This is a genomic window from Methylobacterium sp. WL18, from assembly GCF_008040015.1.
Taxonomy (GTDB): Bacteria; Pseudomonadota; Alphaproteobacteria; order Rhizobiales; family Beijerinckiaceae; genus Methylobacterium; species Methylobacterium mesophilicum.
Genome location: NZ_VRVD01000056.1, coordinates 1 through 16,003 on the forward strand (window position 1 = coordinate 1; position 16,003 = coordinate 16,003).

General features: G+C 70.1%; 15 protein-coding genes. 14 read left to right on the plus strand and 1 reads right to left on the minus strand.

Annotation, left to right across the window (positions count from 1 at the left end):
- The 14 genes from FV228_RS07620 to bchI form a co-directional block, all read left to right on the plus strand.
- Positions 1–547 (plus strand): nitrogenase component 1 (locus tag FV228_RS07620; protein WP_281406476.1); only part of this gene is annotated, 547 nt, incomplete at its 5' end.
- Positions 548–551: 4 nt separating this feature from the next.
- On the plus strand, positions 552–2,135 hold the full coding sequence (gene bchB / locus FV228_RS07625) for a ferredoxin:protochlorophyllide reductase (ATP-dependent) subunit B (protein WP_147854051.1): 1,584 nt from the start codon (positions 552–554) through the stop codon (positions 2,133–2,135).
- Complete coding sequence (locus FV228_RS07630) at positions 2,125–5,871, plus strand: magnesium chelatase subunit H (protein ID WP_147854052.1); 3,747 nt, start codon at positions 2,125–2,127, stop codon at positions 5,869–5,871. The genes bchB and FV228_RS07630 overlap by 11 nt, the downstream gene beginning before the upstream one ends.
- Complete coding sequence (gene bchL, locus FV228_RS07635; RefSeq protein WP_147854053.1) at positions 5,868–6,761, plus strand: ferredoxin:protochlorophyllide reductase (ATP-dependent) iron-sulfur ATP-binding protein; 894 nt, start codon at positions 5,868–5,870, stop codon at positions 6,759–6,761. The genes FV228_RS07630 and bchL overlap by 4 nt, the downstream gene beginning before the upstream one ends.
- On the plus strand, positions 6,761–7,516 hold the full coding sequence (gene bchM / locus FV228_RS07640) for a magnesium protoporphyrin IX methyltransferase (protein ID WP_147854054.1): 756 nt from the start codon (positions 6,761–6,763) through the stop codon (positions 7,514–7,516). The genes bchL and bchM overlap by 1 nt, the downstream gene beginning before the upstream one ends.
- Complete coding sequence (locus FV228_RS07645) at positions 7,513–8,943, plus strand: BCD family MFS transporter (RefSeq protein WP_147854055.1); 1,431 nt, start codon at positions 7,513–7,515, stop codon at positions 8,941–8,943. The genes bchM and FV228_RS07645 overlap by 4 nt, the downstream gene beginning before the upstream one ends.
- A gap of 18 nt (positions 8,944–8,961) precedes the next feature.
- Complete coding sequence (puhA, locus tag FV228_RS07650; RefSeq protein ID WP_147854056.1) at positions 8,962–9,741, plus strand: photosynthetic reaction center subunit H; 780 nt, start codon at positions 8,962–8,964, stop codon at positions 9,739–9,741.
- Positions 9,738–10,394, plus strand: a complete 657-nt coding sequence (puhB, locus tag FV228_RS07655) for a photosynthetic complex putative assembly protein PuhB (RefSeq protein WP_147854057.1) — start codon at positions 9,738–9,740, stop codon at positions 10,392–10,394. The genes puhA and puhB overlap by 4 nt, the downstream gene beginning before the upstream one ends.
- Before the next feature lie 11 nt (positions 10,395–10,405).
- Positions 10,406–10,882, plus strand: a complete 477-nt coding sequence (puhC, locus tag FV228_RS07660; protein WP_147854058.1) for a photosynthetic complex assembly protein PuhC — start codon at positions 10,406–10,408, stop codon at positions 10,880–10,882.
- Positions 10,882–11,178, plus strand: a complete 297-nt coding sequence (locus FV228_RS07665) for a hypothetical protein (RefSeq protein WP_147854059.1) — start codon at positions 10,882–10,884, stop codon at positions 11,176–11,178. The genes puhC and FV228_RS07665 overlap by 1 nt, the downstream gene beginning before the upstream one ends.
- Positions 11,175–12,263: a magnesium-protoporphyrin IX monomethyl ester (oxidative) cyclase gene (acsF, locus tag FV228_RS07670; protein ID WP_147854060.1), complete on the plus strand. Its 1,089-nt coding sequence runs from the start codon at positions 11,175–11,177 to the stop codon at positions 12,261–12,263. Before FV228_RS07665 ends, acsF begins: the two co-directional genes overlap by 4 nt.
- A 1-nt stretch (position 12,264) precedes the next feature.
- The gene (gene puhE / locus FV228_RS07675) at positions 12,265–13,059 is read left to right on the plus strand and encodes a putative photosynthetic complex assembly protein PuhE (RefSeq protein ID WP_147854061.1); all 795 of its coding nucleotides are present in this window, start codon (positions 12,265–12,267) and stop codon (positions 13,057–13,059) included.
- Positions 13,060–13,169: 110 nt separating this feature from the next.
- A complete protein-coding gene (hemA, locus tag FV228_RS07680) occupies positions 13,170–14,387 on the plus strand; it encodes a 5-aminolevulinate synthase (RefSeq protein WP_147854062.1) in 1,218 nt (405 codons plus the stop codon).
- Between the two features lie 176 nt (positions 14,388–14,563).
- A complete protein-coding gene (bchI, locus tag FV228_RS07685; protein ID WP_147854063.1) occupies positions 14,564–15,577 on the plus strand; it encodes a magnesium chelatase ATPase subunit I in 1,014 nt (337 codons plus the stop codon).
- 242 nt (positions 15,578–15,819) lie between these two features.
- On the opposite strand, the gene FV228_RS33715 is transcribed toward bchI, so the two are convergent.
- A partial coding sequence (locus FV228_RS33715) for a hypothetical protein (RefSeq protein ID WP_210247789.1) occupies positions 15,820–16,003 on the minus strand: 184 nt, incomplete at its 5' end.

The following is a 16,003-nucleotide window of genomic DNA, read 5'->3' on the forward strand; positions in this document are numbered from 1 at the left end:
CCTCGCCGCTCCGTTCCCGCTCGGCGCCGAGGGCACCACCGGCTGGCTGCAGGCGGCCGCCGAGGCGTTCGACGTTGCCGACGAATCCTTCGCGGCAGCGACCGCGGCCGGTCGCGCTAGGGCTCAGACCGCGCTTGCGGCCCACCGCGAAAATCTCACTGGCAAGCGGGTGTTCTTCTTCCCCGACTCCCAGCTCGAAGTGCCGCTTGCCCGGTTCCTCGCCCGCGAACTCGGCGCGGAACTCGTCGAGGTCGGGACCCCGTACCTCCACCGGGCGCATCTGGCGGCCGAGATCGAGATGCTGCCGGCGGGGACCCGCGTGACCGAGGGCCAGAGCCTCGACGACCAGATGGACCGCTGCCGGGCGGCGCGTCCGGACCTCACAGTCTGCGGCCTCGGTCTCGCCAACCCGCTTGAGGCCGAGGGCCTGTCGACCAAGTGGTCGATCGAGCTGCTGTTTACGCCCGTGCAGGGCTACGAGCAGGCCGGCGACCTTGCCGAATTGTTCGCGCGTCCGCTCCGGCGTCGCGCGCTGTTGGAGGTGTAGGGCGATGCAGCTCACCCTCTGGACCTACGAAGGCCCCCCGCATATCGGCGCGATGCGCGTCGCCACCGCGATGACCGGGCTGCACTACGTGCTGCACGCACCGCAGGGCGATACCTACGCGGACTTGCTGTTCACGATGATCGAGCGGCGCGATGCCCGCCCGCCGGTCACCTACACGACCTTCCGGGCGCAGGATCTCGGCCGCGATACCGCCGAGCTGTTCAAGACCTCGGTCGCCGCCGCCTACGCGCGCTTCCAGCCGCAGGCGATGATCGTCGGCGCCTCCTGCACCGCCGAGCTGATCCAGGACGATCCGGGCGGGCTGGCCAAGGCCCTCGACCTACCGATCCCGGTGATCCCGCTGGAGCTGCCGGCCTATCAGAAGAAAGAGAACTGGGGCGCGTCAGAGACCTTCTATCGGCTGGTCCGGGCGCTCGCCGGAGCCCCGGGCCCGCGTCCAGCGCGCGAGCCGGGCCGGCGTCCGCTCTGCAACATCCTCGGCCCGACGGCGCTCGGCTTTCGCCACCGCGACGACCTGATCGAGATCCGCAGGCTGCTCGATACGCTCGGGGTCGACGTGAACGTGGTGGCGCCGCTGGGTGCCAGCCCGGCCGACCTCGGTCGCCTCAAGGAGGCCGACTTCAACGTCGTGCTCTACCCGGAGACCGCTCGCAGCGCAGCCGAGTATCTGAAGAAGAGTTTCGGGCAGCCGTTTACCCGTGAGGTGCCGCTCGGCGTCGGCGCCACGCGCCGCTTCGTCGCCGAGGTTGCGGACCTCGCCGGCCTCGATCCGGCGCCGCTCCTCGACGGCCCCGGCTCGCGGCTCCCGTGGTACTCGCGCTCTGTCGATTCGACCTACCTGACCGGCAAGCGCGTCTTCGTGTTCGGCGACGCCACGCACGCCATCGGCATCGCCCGGATGGCGGCGCGGGAGCTCGGCTTCACCGTCGTCGGCCTTGGAACCTACAGCCGCGAATTCGCCCGCGAAGTTCGGGCCGAGGCCGCCGAGCACGGCGTCGAGGCTCTGGTCACCGACGATTATCTCGACGTCGAGGCCGCGATCCGCGCCGCCGCCCCCGAGTTGGTCCTCGGGACCCAGATGGAGCGCCACGTCGCCAAGCGGCTCGGCATCCCCTGTGCGGTCATCTCAGCCCCGATCCACGTCCAGGACTTCCCGGCGCGCTACGCTCCGCAATTGGGTTTCGAGGGCGCCAACGTCCTGTTCGACACCCTGGTCCATCCGTTGATGATGGGCTTGGAGGAGCACCTGCTCGGGATGTTCCGGGAGGACCCCGAATTCCACGACGGCGTCGGGCCCTCGCATCTCGGCGGCAACGCCCTCGCGGTCTCCACGCCGGAAGCATCCGAGGCGGCCGATCCGGCACCGCCGGCGGCGATCCTCCTCGACGAGGACGTCGTGATCACGGCCGCGTCCTGGGCGCCCGAGGCCGAGAAGGAGCTGAAGAAAATCCCGTTCTTCGTGCGCGGCAAAGCGCGCAGCAACACGGAGAAATTCGCCCGTGAGCGGCGGCTGCCGCTCATCACCCTCGAAACCCTCTACGACGCCAAGGCGCATTATGGCCGCTAGAGCGCTCACCGCCGGCCAGGCGGCCGGCTCGGCCAAGGCGGACGCATCCAAGCGTCGGCCGCCGATCCGAGTCGTCATCGTCACGCTCGACAACCACCTCGCGAGCGCGGTGGAGCGGGCACGCCTGCGCCTGCGGTCCGAGATGCCGGGGGTGGTGCTCGGCTTCCATGCCGCGGCGGAGTGGGACAACGATCCCGCCTCGCTCGACGCCTGCCGGGGTGACATCGCGCAGGCCGACATCGTGCTTTCGGCCATGCTGTTCATGGATGAGCACGTCCGGGCGATCCTCCCGGCGCTCGCGGCCCGGCGCGACGATTGCGACGCGATGGTCGGCTGCATGTCGGCGAGCGCGGTGGTGAAGACGACCAGGCTCGGCCGCTTCGATATGAGCGGCAACAAGCGCAGCGCCCTCGACTTCCTGAAGAAGCTGCGTGGCAAGCCCGGCCAGCAGGGCAATGCTGGCCGGCAGATGGCGCTGGTGCGCAAGCTGCCGAAGATCCTGCGCTTCATTCCGGGCTCGGCGCAGGACGTGCGCGCCTATTTCCTGACCCTGCAATACTGGCTCGCCGGCTCGGACGAGAACGTCGCCGCCCTGGTCCGCTTCCTGGTGCACCGCTACGCCGCCGGCGCCCGCGTGGCGTGGCGCGAGGGACCGGCCGCGCCTGCCCCGCTCGACTATCCCGAGACCGGCCTCTACCACCCCCGCCTGGCCGGCCGGATGGGCCAGGATCCGTCCCGGCTGCCCCGCAACACCGACGCGAAGGGCCGCGTCGGGCTGCTGCTGATGCGCAGCTACGTGCTGGCCGGCAACACCGCCCATTACGACGGGGTGATCGCCGCCCTCGAAGCCCGGGGCCTTGAGGTGGTGCCGGCCTTCGCCAGCGGCCTCGACAACCGTCCGGCCGTGGACGCCTTCTTCATGCAGGACGGGCGCGCCCGCATCGACGCCCTGGTGTCGCTCACCGGCTTCTCGCTCGTCGGCGGCCCGGCCTACAACGACGCCGCCGCCGCCGAGGCGATGTTGGCCCGGCTCGACGTGCCCTACATCGCCGCCCAGGCGCTGGAATTCCAGACGATCGAGCAGTGGGAGGCGGGCGAGCGCGGCCTGTCACCCGTGGAGGCGACCATGATGGTCGCGATTCCCGAACTCGACGGCGCCACCGCGCCGATGGTGTTCGGCGGCCGCTCGTCGGCCTCCGGCAGCGACAACGCCCGGGACATGCGCGCCCATCCCGAACGGGTCGCGCGGCTGGCCCAGCGGGTGCGGAGCCTCGTGTCCCTACGCAGGACGCCCAAGGCCGAGCGTAAGATCGCCGTGGTGCTGTTCAACTTCCCGCCGAATGCCGGCGCCACCGGCACGGCGGCGTTCCTGTCGGTTTACGCCTCGCTGCTCAACACCCTGAAGGGCCTGGCCGGGGAAGGCTACACCGTGGATGTCCCGGAGACCGTCGACGCCCTGCGCAACGGGATCCTCGAGGGCAACGCCAAGCGCTACGGGACCCAGGCCAACGTCCACGCCCGCATCCCGGCGGAGAACCACGTGCGCCGGGAGACCTACCTGGCCGAGATCGAGGCCCAGTGGGGCCCGGCACCTGGCCGCCACCAGACCAACGGCGCCGACCTGTTCGTGCTCGGCGCGCAGTTCGGTAACGTCTTCGTCGGGGTGCAGCCGGCCTTCGGCTACGAGGGCGACCCGATGCGGCTGCTGTTCGAGCGCGGCTTCGCGCCGACGCACGCGTTCTCGGCCTTCTACCGCTACCTGCGCGAGGATTTTTCCGCCGACGCCGTGCTGCATTTCGGGACGCACGGGGCGCTCGAATTCATGCCCGGCAAGCAGACCGGCCTGTCCGAGGCCTGCTGGCCGGAGCGGATGATCGGGGCGCTGCCGAACATCTACCTCTACGCCGCCAACAACCCGTCCGAGGGGACGCTCGCGAAGCGCCGCTCCGCCGCGACCCTGGTGAGCTACCTCACCCCGAGTCTGGCCACCGCCGGGTTGTATCGCGGGCTGCTCGACCTGAAGAGCTCGATGGAGCGCTGGCGCGGGCTCGATCTCGAAGCGGCGGCCGAGCGCGAGACCCTCGCCCGGATGATCCAGGACCAGGGCGCGGCCCTCGACCTCGTGGCCGCCGAGCCGGCCTGGACCGGCGATCTCGGCGTCCGGGTCGGCGACCTCTGGTCCGCCGTTCAGGAGTTGGAGCAGACCCTGATCCCGCACGGGCTGCACGTGGTCGGCGAAGGTGTCCCGGAGGAGGAGCGGATCGATCTGCTGCTCGCCCTGGCGGAGGCCTCGCACGGGCTGAAGCCGGACCGTGCGGGCATAGCCGCCCTGGTCGCCGGCGCCGGCATCGAGACCGCCTTCGCGGCCTCCGGGCTGCCCGGCGATCCCGAGACCCGCACCGCCTTCTCGGACCTCGCCCGGAGCGAAACCCTGCTGGCGCGGGACCACGAGGTCCCGGCCCTGCTGCGGGCGCTCGACGGCCGCTTCATCCCGCCGGTGGCCGGGGGCGACCTTCTGCGCAACCCCGCGATCCTGCCGACCGGACGCAACATCCACGGCTTCGACCCGTACCGCCTGCCCTCGACCTTCGCGGTGGCCGATGGCGTCCGGCAGGTCGAGCGCATCCTCGAGCGCTTCGCCGCAGACGGCAAACCCTATCCCGAGAGCGTCGCCCTGGTCCTGTGGGGGACCGACAATCTCAAGAGCGAGGGCGGCCCGATCGCGCAGGCGCTGGCCCTGATCGGCGCAGCCCCGCGCTTCGACGGCTACGGCCGGCTCAGCGGCGCCGAGCTGATCCCGTTGGAAACCCTCGGCCGCCCGCGGATCGACGCGGTGGTCACCCTCTCGGGTATTTTTCGAGATTTGCTGCCGCTCCAGACCAAGCTCCTCGCGGAAGCATCCTTCCTCGCCGCTACAGCCGACGAGCCGCTGGAAAAGAACTTCGTCCGGAAGCACGCGCTGGCAATCCAGGCGGAGCAGGGCTGCGACTTGGAGACCGCTGCGCTGCGGGTCTTCTCGAACGCCGAGGGCGCCTACGGAGCCAACGTCAACCAACTGGTCGATTCGGGGGCCTGGGACGACGATGCCGAGCTGTGCGAGACGTTCTCGCGGCGCAAGAGCTTCGCGTATGGCCGCACGGGCAAGCCGGCGCCGCAGCGGGCCCTGATGCAGGCGGTGCTGGCTTCGGTCGACATGGCCTACCAGAACCTCGACTCGGTCGAGGTCGGCGTCACCTCGGTGGACCATTACTTCGACGGGCTCGGCGGCATGGGCCGGGCGGTGGCGAAGGCCCGCGGCGCGGCGGTGCCGATCTACATCAGCGACCAGACCCGCGGGGAGGGGCGCGTGCGCTCCCTGGAGGAGCAGGTGGCGCTGGAGACGCGCACCCGCATGCTCAACCCGAAATGGTACGAAGGCCTGCTCGGCCACGGCTACGAGGGCGTGCGCCAGATCGAATCCCACCTGACCAACACGGTCGGCTGGTCGGCCACCGCCAACGCGGTCCAGCCCTGGATCTACGAGCGGATCACCGAGACCTACGTGCTCGACCCGGCCATGCGCGAACGCATGGCCTCCCTCAACCCCACCGCCTCCGCCAAGGTCGCCCAACGGCTGATCGAGGCTCACCGGCGCGGCTTCTGGACTCCGAACGCAGAGATGCGGGACGCCCTCGACCGGGCCGAGGAGGAATTGGAAGATCGTCTCGAAGGCGTCACCGCAGGAGTCGCCGCATGAACATCGCCATTCGCAACCCGGTCGTTGCCCGGAAGGAAGAAGGCAGTCTCCAGGTCGCCCTCGACCCGGACCTGAAGATCGACACCGCGAAGGTGTTCGCGGTCTACGGCAAGGGCGGGATCGGCAAGTCCACCACCTCGTCGAACCTGTCGGTGGCGTTCTCGAAGCTCGGCAAGCGGGTGCTGCAGATCGGCTGCGACCCAAAGCATGACTCGACCTTCACGCTGACCAAGCGACTCGCCCCGACGGTCATCGACGCCCTGGAAGCGGTGAACTTCCATTCGGAGGAGCTGCGCGTCGAGGACTTCGTGGTCGAGGGCTACAACGGCGTGATGTGCGTCGAGGCCGGCGGGCCGCCCGCGGGCACGGGCTGCGGCGGCTACGTGGTCGGCCAGACCGTGAAGCTCCTCAAGGAGCATCACCTGCTCGAGGATACCGACGTCGTCGTGTTCGACGTGCTGGGCGACGTGGTCTGCGGCGGCTTCGCCTCACCGCTCCAGCATGCCGACCGGGCGCTGATCGTCACCGCCAACGACTTCGACTCGATCTTCGCGATGAACCGGATCGTGGCGGCGATCCATGCCAAGTCCAAGAACTACCCGGTGCGGCTCGGCGGCGTCATCGCCAACCGCTCGGCCAAGACCGACGAGATCGACCGGTTCAACGACGCGGTCGGCCTGAAGCGGCTGGCGCACTTTCCCGACCTCGACGTGGTCCGCCGCTCGCGGCTCAAGAAGTCGACCCTATTCGAAATGGAATCCACCCCGGAGCTCGACGCCGTGACGGCCGAGTACATGCGGCTGGCCGAGACGCTCTGGGCCGGCGGGGAGCCATGCGAGGCCCTGCCGATGAAGGACCGCGACCTGTTCGAATTTTTGGGATTCGATTGATGGCGGGCGCCAGCTACGACACCCGCAGGGGTGAACTGACCACCTACTTCGACCGCACCGCGGTCGAGGCCTGGTCGCGCCTGACCTCCGATGCGCCGGTGAGCCGGATCCGCGCCACCGTGCGGGCCGGCCGGGACGCGATGCGCGGGACGCTGCTCTCCTGGCTGCCCGCCGACATGACCGGCCTGCGCCTGCTCGATGCCGGCTGCGGTACCGGGGCGCTCAGCGTCGAGGCCGCACGGCGCGGCGCGGAAGTTGTCGCTATCGACGTCTCGCCGACCCTGGTCGAACTCGCACGGGAGCGCCTGCCGGCGATATCCGGCGCCGGCCGGATCGACTTCCGCGTCGGCGACATGCTCGACCCGGATCTCGGCCGCTTCGACCACGTGGTCGCGATGGATTCGCTGATCCATTACCGCGCCGCCGACATCGTCCGGGCCCTCGCTGTCCTGGGCGCCCGCACCGACGGCTCGGTGCTGTTCACGGTGGCGCCCCGCACGGCGCTGCTGACCCTGATGCACGCGGCCGGACAGTTCTTCCCCCGCGGCGACCGCTCGCCGGCGATCGTTCCGGTGACGGAGGGCGGGCTCCGGCGGCGCATCTCTTCGGAGCCGGCGCTCGACCGGTTCGCCTGGGCGCGGAGTCACAGGGTCAACAGCGGTTTCTACCTGTCGAACGCGGTTGCGCTGACACGGACGCGCCCGTCCGGGCCTTCCGAACGCGGGGACGCGACCCGGCCCGGGGCGTCGTCATGAGTACGGCCTCCCAGAAACTCACCCGCGCCCTGATGCGCCTCGGCCCGGCGATCCTGCCCTTCGCGGACGCCGCCACCGTCGAGTTGCCGATGGGGCGTCTGCTGCGGCTCGCCCTGTTCCAGGTCACGGTCGGTATGGCGGCGGTGCTGCTGATCGGCACGCTCAACCGGGTGATGATCGTCGAACTCGGCGTGCCGGCCTGGATCGTCGCCGTGATGCTTGCCCTGCCGCTGATCTTCGCGCCGTTGCGGGCCCTGGTCGGGTTCCGTTCGGACACGCACCGCTCGGTCCTGGGCTGGCGGCGGGTGCCGTATATCTGGTTCGGCACCCTGCTCCAGTTCGGCGGCCTGGCGATCATGCCGTTCGCGCTGCTGATCCTGTCCGGCGACACCACCGGCCCACTCTGGGTTGGGGACGTGGCGGCGGCCTTCGCGTTCCTGCTGGTCGGAGCCGGTCTGCACACCACCCAGACGGTCGGCCTCGCCCTCGCCACCGACCTCGCCCCCGCGCATGCCCGGCCGAAGGTGGTGGCCCTGCTATGCGTCGCGCTGCTGTTCGGCATGATGGCAAGCGCCCTCCTGTTCGGGCTGTTCCTGGCCCACTTCTCCCCCGTGCGGCTGATCCAGGTGATCCAGGGCGCGGCCCTGGTGACCATCGTGCTGAACGGGATCGCCCTGTGGAAGCAGGAGCCGCGCGACCCGAACCGGAGCCGGACCGCCCCGGCGCGGGACTTCCGCTCCTCCTGGCGCGACTATGCCGGGCAGGGTGCCGCGCGGCGGCGCCTCGTGGCGATCGGGCTCGGCACCGCGGGGTTCTCGATGCAGGATATCCTTCTGGAGCCCTATGGCGGCCAGATCCTCCATCTCTCGGTCGGGGCGACCACGGCACTGACAGCGCTTCTCGCCGCCGGCGGTGGGCTCGGCCTGCTGATTGCCGCCCGCTGGCTCGGGCGCGGCGGCGACCCGTTCCGGGTCTCGGCGGTGGGCGTCGGCATCGGCATCCTGGCGTTCTCGGCGGTGGTCTTCGCGGCGCCGCTGGCCTCGTCCGACCTGTTCGCGGCCGGTGTGAGCCTGATCGGGCTGGGCGGCGGCCTGTTCGCCCACGGCACGCTCACCGCCTCGATGAACCGCGCCGGCCCCGAGGATACCGGGCTGGCGCTCGGGGCCTGGGGCGCCGTGCAGGCGACCGCAGCCGGCCTCTCGATCGCCGCCAGCGGCGTGGTGCGCGACGTCGGCGGCGCCATCGCCCAGTCGGGGGTGCTTGGCGAGGGCATGAACGAGCCCGCGATCGGCTACCTCATCGTCTACCACATCGAGATCGCCCTCCTGTTCGCGGCCCTGATCGCCCTGGGTCCGCTCGTGCGGGAGGACGCGCGTGCAACGGTTCGAGATCGCCTCGGCGGCACCCTTGCCGAACGGACGGCCTGAGACTCGGGGAGGACAACCATGCCAACCGGCGCCATTACGGGTTACGTCGACGTCGCCCAGGTCGTGCTCTACGCCTTCTTCATCTTCTTCGCCGGCCTTGTGTTCTGGCTGCGCCGGGAAGATCGCCGGGAGGGCTATCCGCTGGAGAACGAGATCGTCGGTCGCCGCAAGGCGCCGGATCCGGTCCTGATCCCGCGCTCCAAGGCGTTCCACCTGCCGGGCGGCGAGACCACCTACGCGCCGCAGGCGATGCAGGGCCGCGACGACATCGAGACCGGGATCCCGGCCCGCAAGGTCGAGCCCTGGCCCGGCGCGCCGTACGAGCGGACCGAAACGTCGCTCCAGGCCGGCGTCGGCCCCGGTTCCTGGGTCGTCCGCCACGACGTCCACGACAGGACCTGGGACGACGAGAAGCGGATTGTGCCCTTGCGGGTCGCCACCGCCTTCGTCGTCCACGAGGACGGCCCGAACCCGATCGGCATGACCGTGTTCGGCACCGATAACGGGGTGGCGGGCGTCGTCAGCGACGTCTGGATCGACCGCGGCGAATCGCTGATCCGCTACTACGAGGTCGAATTGCCCACGGGCGGACGCCGGCTGATGCCGTCCGCGTTCTGCCGGGCCGGCGGCTTCACCAAGACGGTGAAGTCCGAAGCCCTGCTCGCCGATCAGTTCGCCGACATCCCGGCGACCCGGGATCCCGACAGCATCACCTTCCTGGAGGAGGAGCGGATCATGGCCTATTTCGGCGCCGGCACGCTCTACGCCACCCCGGCCCGGGCGGAGCCCCTGCTATGAGCGGCGATTTCCTGCCCGAGGGCACCCTGCGCGGGTTGCCGGGCCCGCTTCCGGCGGGCGAGCGCATCCTGTGGCAGGGTGCGCCGACCACCGGGGGCGCGCTGATCCGGATCTATCACGCCCGCCTGGTCGCCGCCTGGTTCGCCGCCTGCGCCCTGGCCTTCGGGCTCAGCGCCGGTTCGCCCGCGGCGGCGCTCTCCACCGTGGGGCCGACGCTGGTGGTCGGAGCGGTCGGATTGGCCCTGCTCCGTCTGTTCGCATGGCTGACCCACCGCACCACGGTCTACACGATCACCAACCGCCGGGTGGTGCTGCAGGCCGGGATCGCCCTGCCGGTGACCCACAACGTGCCCTTCGCCCAGATCGAGGGTGCGGCGTTGCGTGCCTTCACGGACGGGAGCGGAGACTTGCCGCTCCAGTTGCGGCCGGGCCTCCGCATCGCCTACCTTCAACTGTGGCCGCATGCCCGGCCCTGGCGTCTCGGCCGGACTCAGCCCATGCTGCGATCCGTGCCCGATGCGGATGCGGTCGCGATGGTCCTGGCGCGGGCGATCGAGGCCCATGCCGAGGCGTCTCAGACGGTGCGGCCCATGATCGTCCCGCGTCCGCGGGCGGTCCAAGACAATCCCGGCCGCCTCGTTGCGGCCGAGTAGGGAGAGGCGCGATGGGCGAGCGGGCGGAGAGCGTCGGCCGATCAGCAGGACCGGCACCGGCCCTGCTGATGATCGGTGCGGGCGCGCTGATGGGCTTCTCCATGCTGGCCGTCCTGATCGGGCGCAGCGAGGGCATCGGCATGATCGCCCTGCCGCCGGCCAAGCCGGTCGAGCGGCTCGAATTCCGCGCTGAGGATCAGGTCGACGGCTCGATCGCCCTGCGCAACGCCGCCGACCGTCAGATCGTCGCCTGGATCCGGCCCGGCGAGGACGGCTTTCTGCGCGGGACGCTGCGGGGCTTGGCCCAGGCCCGCCAGCGCGACGGCCTCGGCCAGGAACAGCCGTTCAGCCTGACCCGCTACGACGACGGCCGCCTCTCGCTCGCCGACGACGCCACCGGCCGCCGGGTGCCTCTCGAGGCGTTCGGCCCGACCAATGCCGGCGCCTTCGCCCGGCTGCTCGCCGCCGCCAGCCCGGGGACACGCTGATGGGCCTGTTCGGGAGCCGCACCGTCACTGTGCCCTGCACGGTCGAGATCGAGCAGACGCCCGAGAGCCTGCACGCGCATGTGACCCTGGATTCCGGCTTCGAGATCGAGCCCGGCGACGAGGTCCAGGTCCACGACGCGCCGACCTCCGTACCCTATGGCGAGCGGCTCACCGTCCGCCGCACCGCCACCGTCACCCGGGCCGGTCCGCTGGAGCGGGCCTGGACCAAGCTCGTCGCCCATCTCGAACTGACCGAACTCTACGAGGTCAGTTTTTCCGAGAGGAGGAAGCTGTGAACGCTCCTGTCCCGCCGCTCTCCGGCCAGCCGGTCCCGAAAACGCCGGTCAACGAATCGACCAAGGCCGCCCAGGAGACGACCTTCCTGAGCCCGCGCTTCTACACCACCGATTTCGTCGAGCTCGACCGCACCGATGTCGAGCCCGTGCGCCGGGACTGGGATCTTCTCATCGCCGAGTTGCGCGACGACCCTAACAAGCGCCACTTCACCCGCAACGCCGACTTCGACTGCGACCTGTCGCAGATGGAGCCCGAGTTGCGGAAGGAGTTTCTGGACTTTCTGGTCTCGTCGATCACCGCCGAGTTCTCCGGCTGCGTGCTCTACGCCGAGATGAGAAAGCGCGCCAAGAACAAGGACATCAAGGAACTGTTCGGCTTCATGAGCCGCGATGAGGCCCGCCACGCCGGCTTCATCAACGACACGCTCAAGGATTTCGGCATCGGCGTGGACCTGGGCTTCCTCACAAAGTCGAAAAAATACACGTTCTTCCGGCCGAAGTTCATCTTCTACGCGACGTACCTGTCCGAGAAGATCGGATACGCCCGCTACATCACGATCTTCCGCGAGTTGGAGAAGTACCCGGAGCGGCGCATCCATCCGATCTTCAAGTGGTTCGAGCTGTGGTGCAACGACGAGTTCCGCCACGGCGAGGCGTTCGCGCTGTTGATGCGCGCCAACCCCAAGCTGACCAGCGGCATCAACCGCTACTGGATCCGGTTCTTCCTGCTGGCGGTTTTCGCCACGATGTACGTGCGTGACCATCACCGCCCAGCCTTCCACGCCGCGCTCGGGGTCGATCCGACCGACTACGATTACAGGGTTTTCCGCATCACCTCCGAGATCTCGCGGCAGACCTTCCCGCTGGAGCTCGACCTCGACAACCCGAAGTTCCACGCCGGCCTGGAGACGCTGCTCGCCTGCTCCCGGGCGATCGCGGAAGCCCGGGCCCAGGGCGGCGTCCTGGGTAAGCTGAAGCACGGAGTCCAAGTGCTGCGCGCGGCCGCCACCTTCGTCCAGCTCTACCTCCTGCCGGTCAAGGCGAACGCCCTGCCGGCCGATATCCGTCTCCAGCCGGTCTGGTAGAATGGGGACCTACGCCGCGCCGGTGGTCTACGCGCTTCTGCTCTGGTGGTTCTCCACCGGGCTGATCCTGCTGCTCGACCATGCGCCGCGGCGCACGCATCCCTGGAGCATGGCCGGCGCGACGCTGCTGCTTGCCGGCGCCCTGGTGGCGATCCGTACCAGCGCCCAGACCACCAGCGCTGCCGGGGCCTACACGGCCTTCACGGCGGCCCTGGTGGTCTGGGGCTGGCAGGAGATGAGCTATTACATGGGCTTCCTGTCGGGCCCGAAGCCGGTCGCTTGCGCGCCGGGCCTGCGCGGTCTCGACCGGTTCCTGGCGGCGCTCGCCACCAGCCTGTGGCACGAATTCGCCATCGTGATCGGCGGCCTGGTGATCCTGGCGCTGGTCTGGGGCGGGGCCAACACCATCGCGTTGTGGACCTACGGCGCCCTGGTGGTGATGAACCTGTCGGCGCGGCTCAACCTGTTCCTCGGGGTGCGCAACCTGCACGCCGAGTTCCTGCCGGATCACCTCGGCTACCTGGCCTGTTACCTCTCGCGCAAGCCGATGAACCTGCTGTTCCCGGTCTCGGTGAGCCTCGGGACCATCGCGGCGGGGTTGCTCGGGCGGGCGGCGCTCGGCCCGGACCTGCTGGCGCATGAGCTCGTCGGCTTCACCGTGCTGGCGACCCTGATGGCGCTGGCTACGCTCGAACACTGGTTCCTGATGCTGCCGCTGCCCTCGGCCGAATTGTGGCGGTGGAGCCTGCCGGCCCGCGGGCCCGACGGCGCGGCACGGCCGCGGGACAACGGGTAGACCCGGCCATCACAACGGGAGTTCGCGCGCGCACCACTTTGGAACTGGTCTCGTGCGAAATCCAACCTCACAGGCGGGGGCAACCCGCGAACCAATCGGGGAGAGGCGACATGGACTACGAGACCTTCTTCGGAGCCGAGATCGCCGGACTCCACCGCGAGGGACGCTACCGGGTCTTCACCGATCTCGAGCGCCACGCCGGCAACTTCCCGCACGCGACGCATCATCACTCGTCGGGCACGCGCCCGGTCACGGTCTGGTGCTCGAACGACTATCTCGGCATGGGCCAGCACCCCGCGGTCACCGGGGCGATGCACGAGGCGATCGACCGCTGCGGTGCCGGGGCCGGCGGCACCCGCAACATCTCCGGCACCAACCACTACCATGTGCTCCTGGAGCAGGAACTGGCCGACCTCCACGGTAAGGAGGCGGCCCTGCTGTTCACCTCCGGCTACGTGTCGAACTGGGCGGCGCTGGGGACCCTGGCGTCGCGGCTGCCGGGTTGCGCGGTCTTCTCGGATTCGGAGAACCACGCCTCGATGATCGAGGGCATCCGGTTCTCCCGGGCCGAGCGCCACATCTTCCGTCACAACGACCCGGAGGATCTGAACCGTAAGCTCGCCATGGTCGACCCGGCCCGTGCGAAGCTGGTCGCCTTCGAGTCGGTCTATTCCATGGACGGCGACATCGCCCCGATCGACGAGATCTGCGACGTCGCCGAAGCGCATGGGGCGCTCACCTATTTGGACGAGGTCCACGCAGTCGGCCTCTACGGCGCACGGGGCGGCGGCATCTCGGAGCGCGACGGCGTCGCCCACCGCCTCGACGTGATCGAAGGGACGCTCGGCAAGGCGTTCGCGGTCCATGGCGGCTACATCACCGCCTCGGAGAAGCTCTGCGACTTCGTGCGCAGCTTCGCCTCGGGCTTCATCTTCACGACCTCGCTGCCCCCCGCGGTGGCGGCGGGCGCGGCGGCCTCGATCCGCCACCTGAAGGCCAGCGGCACAGAGCGCGCCCGCCACCAGGAGCGCGTCGCCAAGGTTCGCCAGGCCCTGGAGGCCGCCGACATCCCGGTGATGCCCAACGACAGCCACATCGTGCCGGTGATGGTCTGCGATCCGGTGCTGTGCAAGGCGATCTCCGACACCCTGCTCGACGAGTTCGGCATCTACGTGCAGCCGATCAACTACCCGACGGTCGCCCGCGGCACCGAACGCCTGCGGATCACCCCGTCGCCGCTGCACACGGACGCGGATATTGCGAACCTGGTCGGGGCGCTGTCCACGATCTGGGCGCGGATCGGGCTCCGGCAGAAGGCGGCGGAGTAGGGGTTCCCTTCTCCCACCCGCTCCCTCATCCTGAGGGCCCGCGCCAGCGGGCGTCGACGGAGCCCTCAAGCCGGCAACCCGATCTCCCCGGAGGCCTCGTTCGAGGCCTCCGCTGCGCTTCGGCACCTCAGGATGAGGGGGTGGATCGGATCCCACCAGCAGCATCGAGTCACCGCGTGCCAACCTTCCCCTTCTCGGCCATCGTCGCGCAGGACGAGATGCGCCAGGCGCTGCTGATCGCCGCCGTGGATCCCTCCATCGGCGGCGTGCTGGTGTTCGGCGACCGCGGCACGGGCAAGTCCACGGCGATCCGGGCGCTGGCCGCCCTGCTGCCGCCGATGCGGGCGGTGGTCGGCTGTCCGTACAGGTGCGATCCCGACAGCCCGGCCGAATCCTGCCCGCACTGCGCGGCCACGCCGGGCCCGCGCAAGAGTCACAAGACGGCGGTGCCGGTGGTGGACCTGCCGCTGGGTGCCACCGAGGACCGGGTGGTCGGCACCCTCGACCTGGAGCGGGCGCTCGGCGCCGGCGTGAAGGCATTCGAGCCGGGGCTGCTGGCCCGGGCCAATCGCGGCTTTCTCTACATCGACGAGGTGAACCTGCTGGAGGACCACTTGGTGGATCTCCTGCTCGACGTGGCGGCCTCCGGGATCAACACCGTGGAGCGCGAGGGCCTCAGCCTGCGCCACCCCGCCAAGTTCGTCCTGGTCGGTTCCGGCAACCCGGAGGAGGGGGAGCTGCGCCCGCAGCTCCTCGACCGGTTCGGGCTGGCCTGCGAGGTCGCGACCCCGCGGGACATCGCCACCCGGATTGCGGTGGTGCGCGCGCGCGACGCCTACGAGCGCGACCCCGAGGGGTTCTGCGCCGCCCGCGCGCGGGACGAGGCCGCGATCCGGAAGAAGATCCTGCTGGCCCGGGAGCGCCTTCCGGGCCTGACGGTGCCGGATTCGGCGCTGGAGCGCGCCGCGCAGCTCTGCCTGGCGCTCGGCACCGACGGCCTGCGCGGCGAACTCACCTTGATGCGCACAGCCCGGGCCTTGGCGGCCCTCGACGGCGCCGGGTCGGTCACGGACGACCACATCCGCCGGGTCGCCCCGGCCGCCCTGCGCCACCGCCTGCGCCGCAACCCGCTGGACGAATCCGGCTCGACCGCCCGGGTCGAGCGGGCGCTGGCGGAGGTATTTTCGTGACGGGGCCGGCGCCTCTCACCTCTGGAAGGCATCCGGCTCGCACGTCTGAAGATGAAGCGGGGGTCCCCTCTCCCGTGCGGGAGAGGGACAGGGTGAGGGATGCGACTGCTCCGGAAAAACCTGGTCCCTCACCCCAACCCTCTCCCGCACGGGAGAGGGGGTCCGTTGCGGCCAGCCGAGGCCAATCGATCAATCCCGCCGCTTTCGCGGGCGAACGTGGCGAGCTGAGCAGCGGCGACGTTTCACAGGGAAAGCGTGCGACCGGAAATACCGAAGCGCCAAAAAAAATCTGGCCCGATGCCCTGCTCGCCGCCCGCCTCCTCGCCACCGACCCGCACGGCTTCGGCGGCGCGGTTGTGCGTTCCTGGCCGGGACCGGTGCGTGACCGCTGGCTCGACGCTCTGCGGGCCGCGCTCCCCCCCGGCA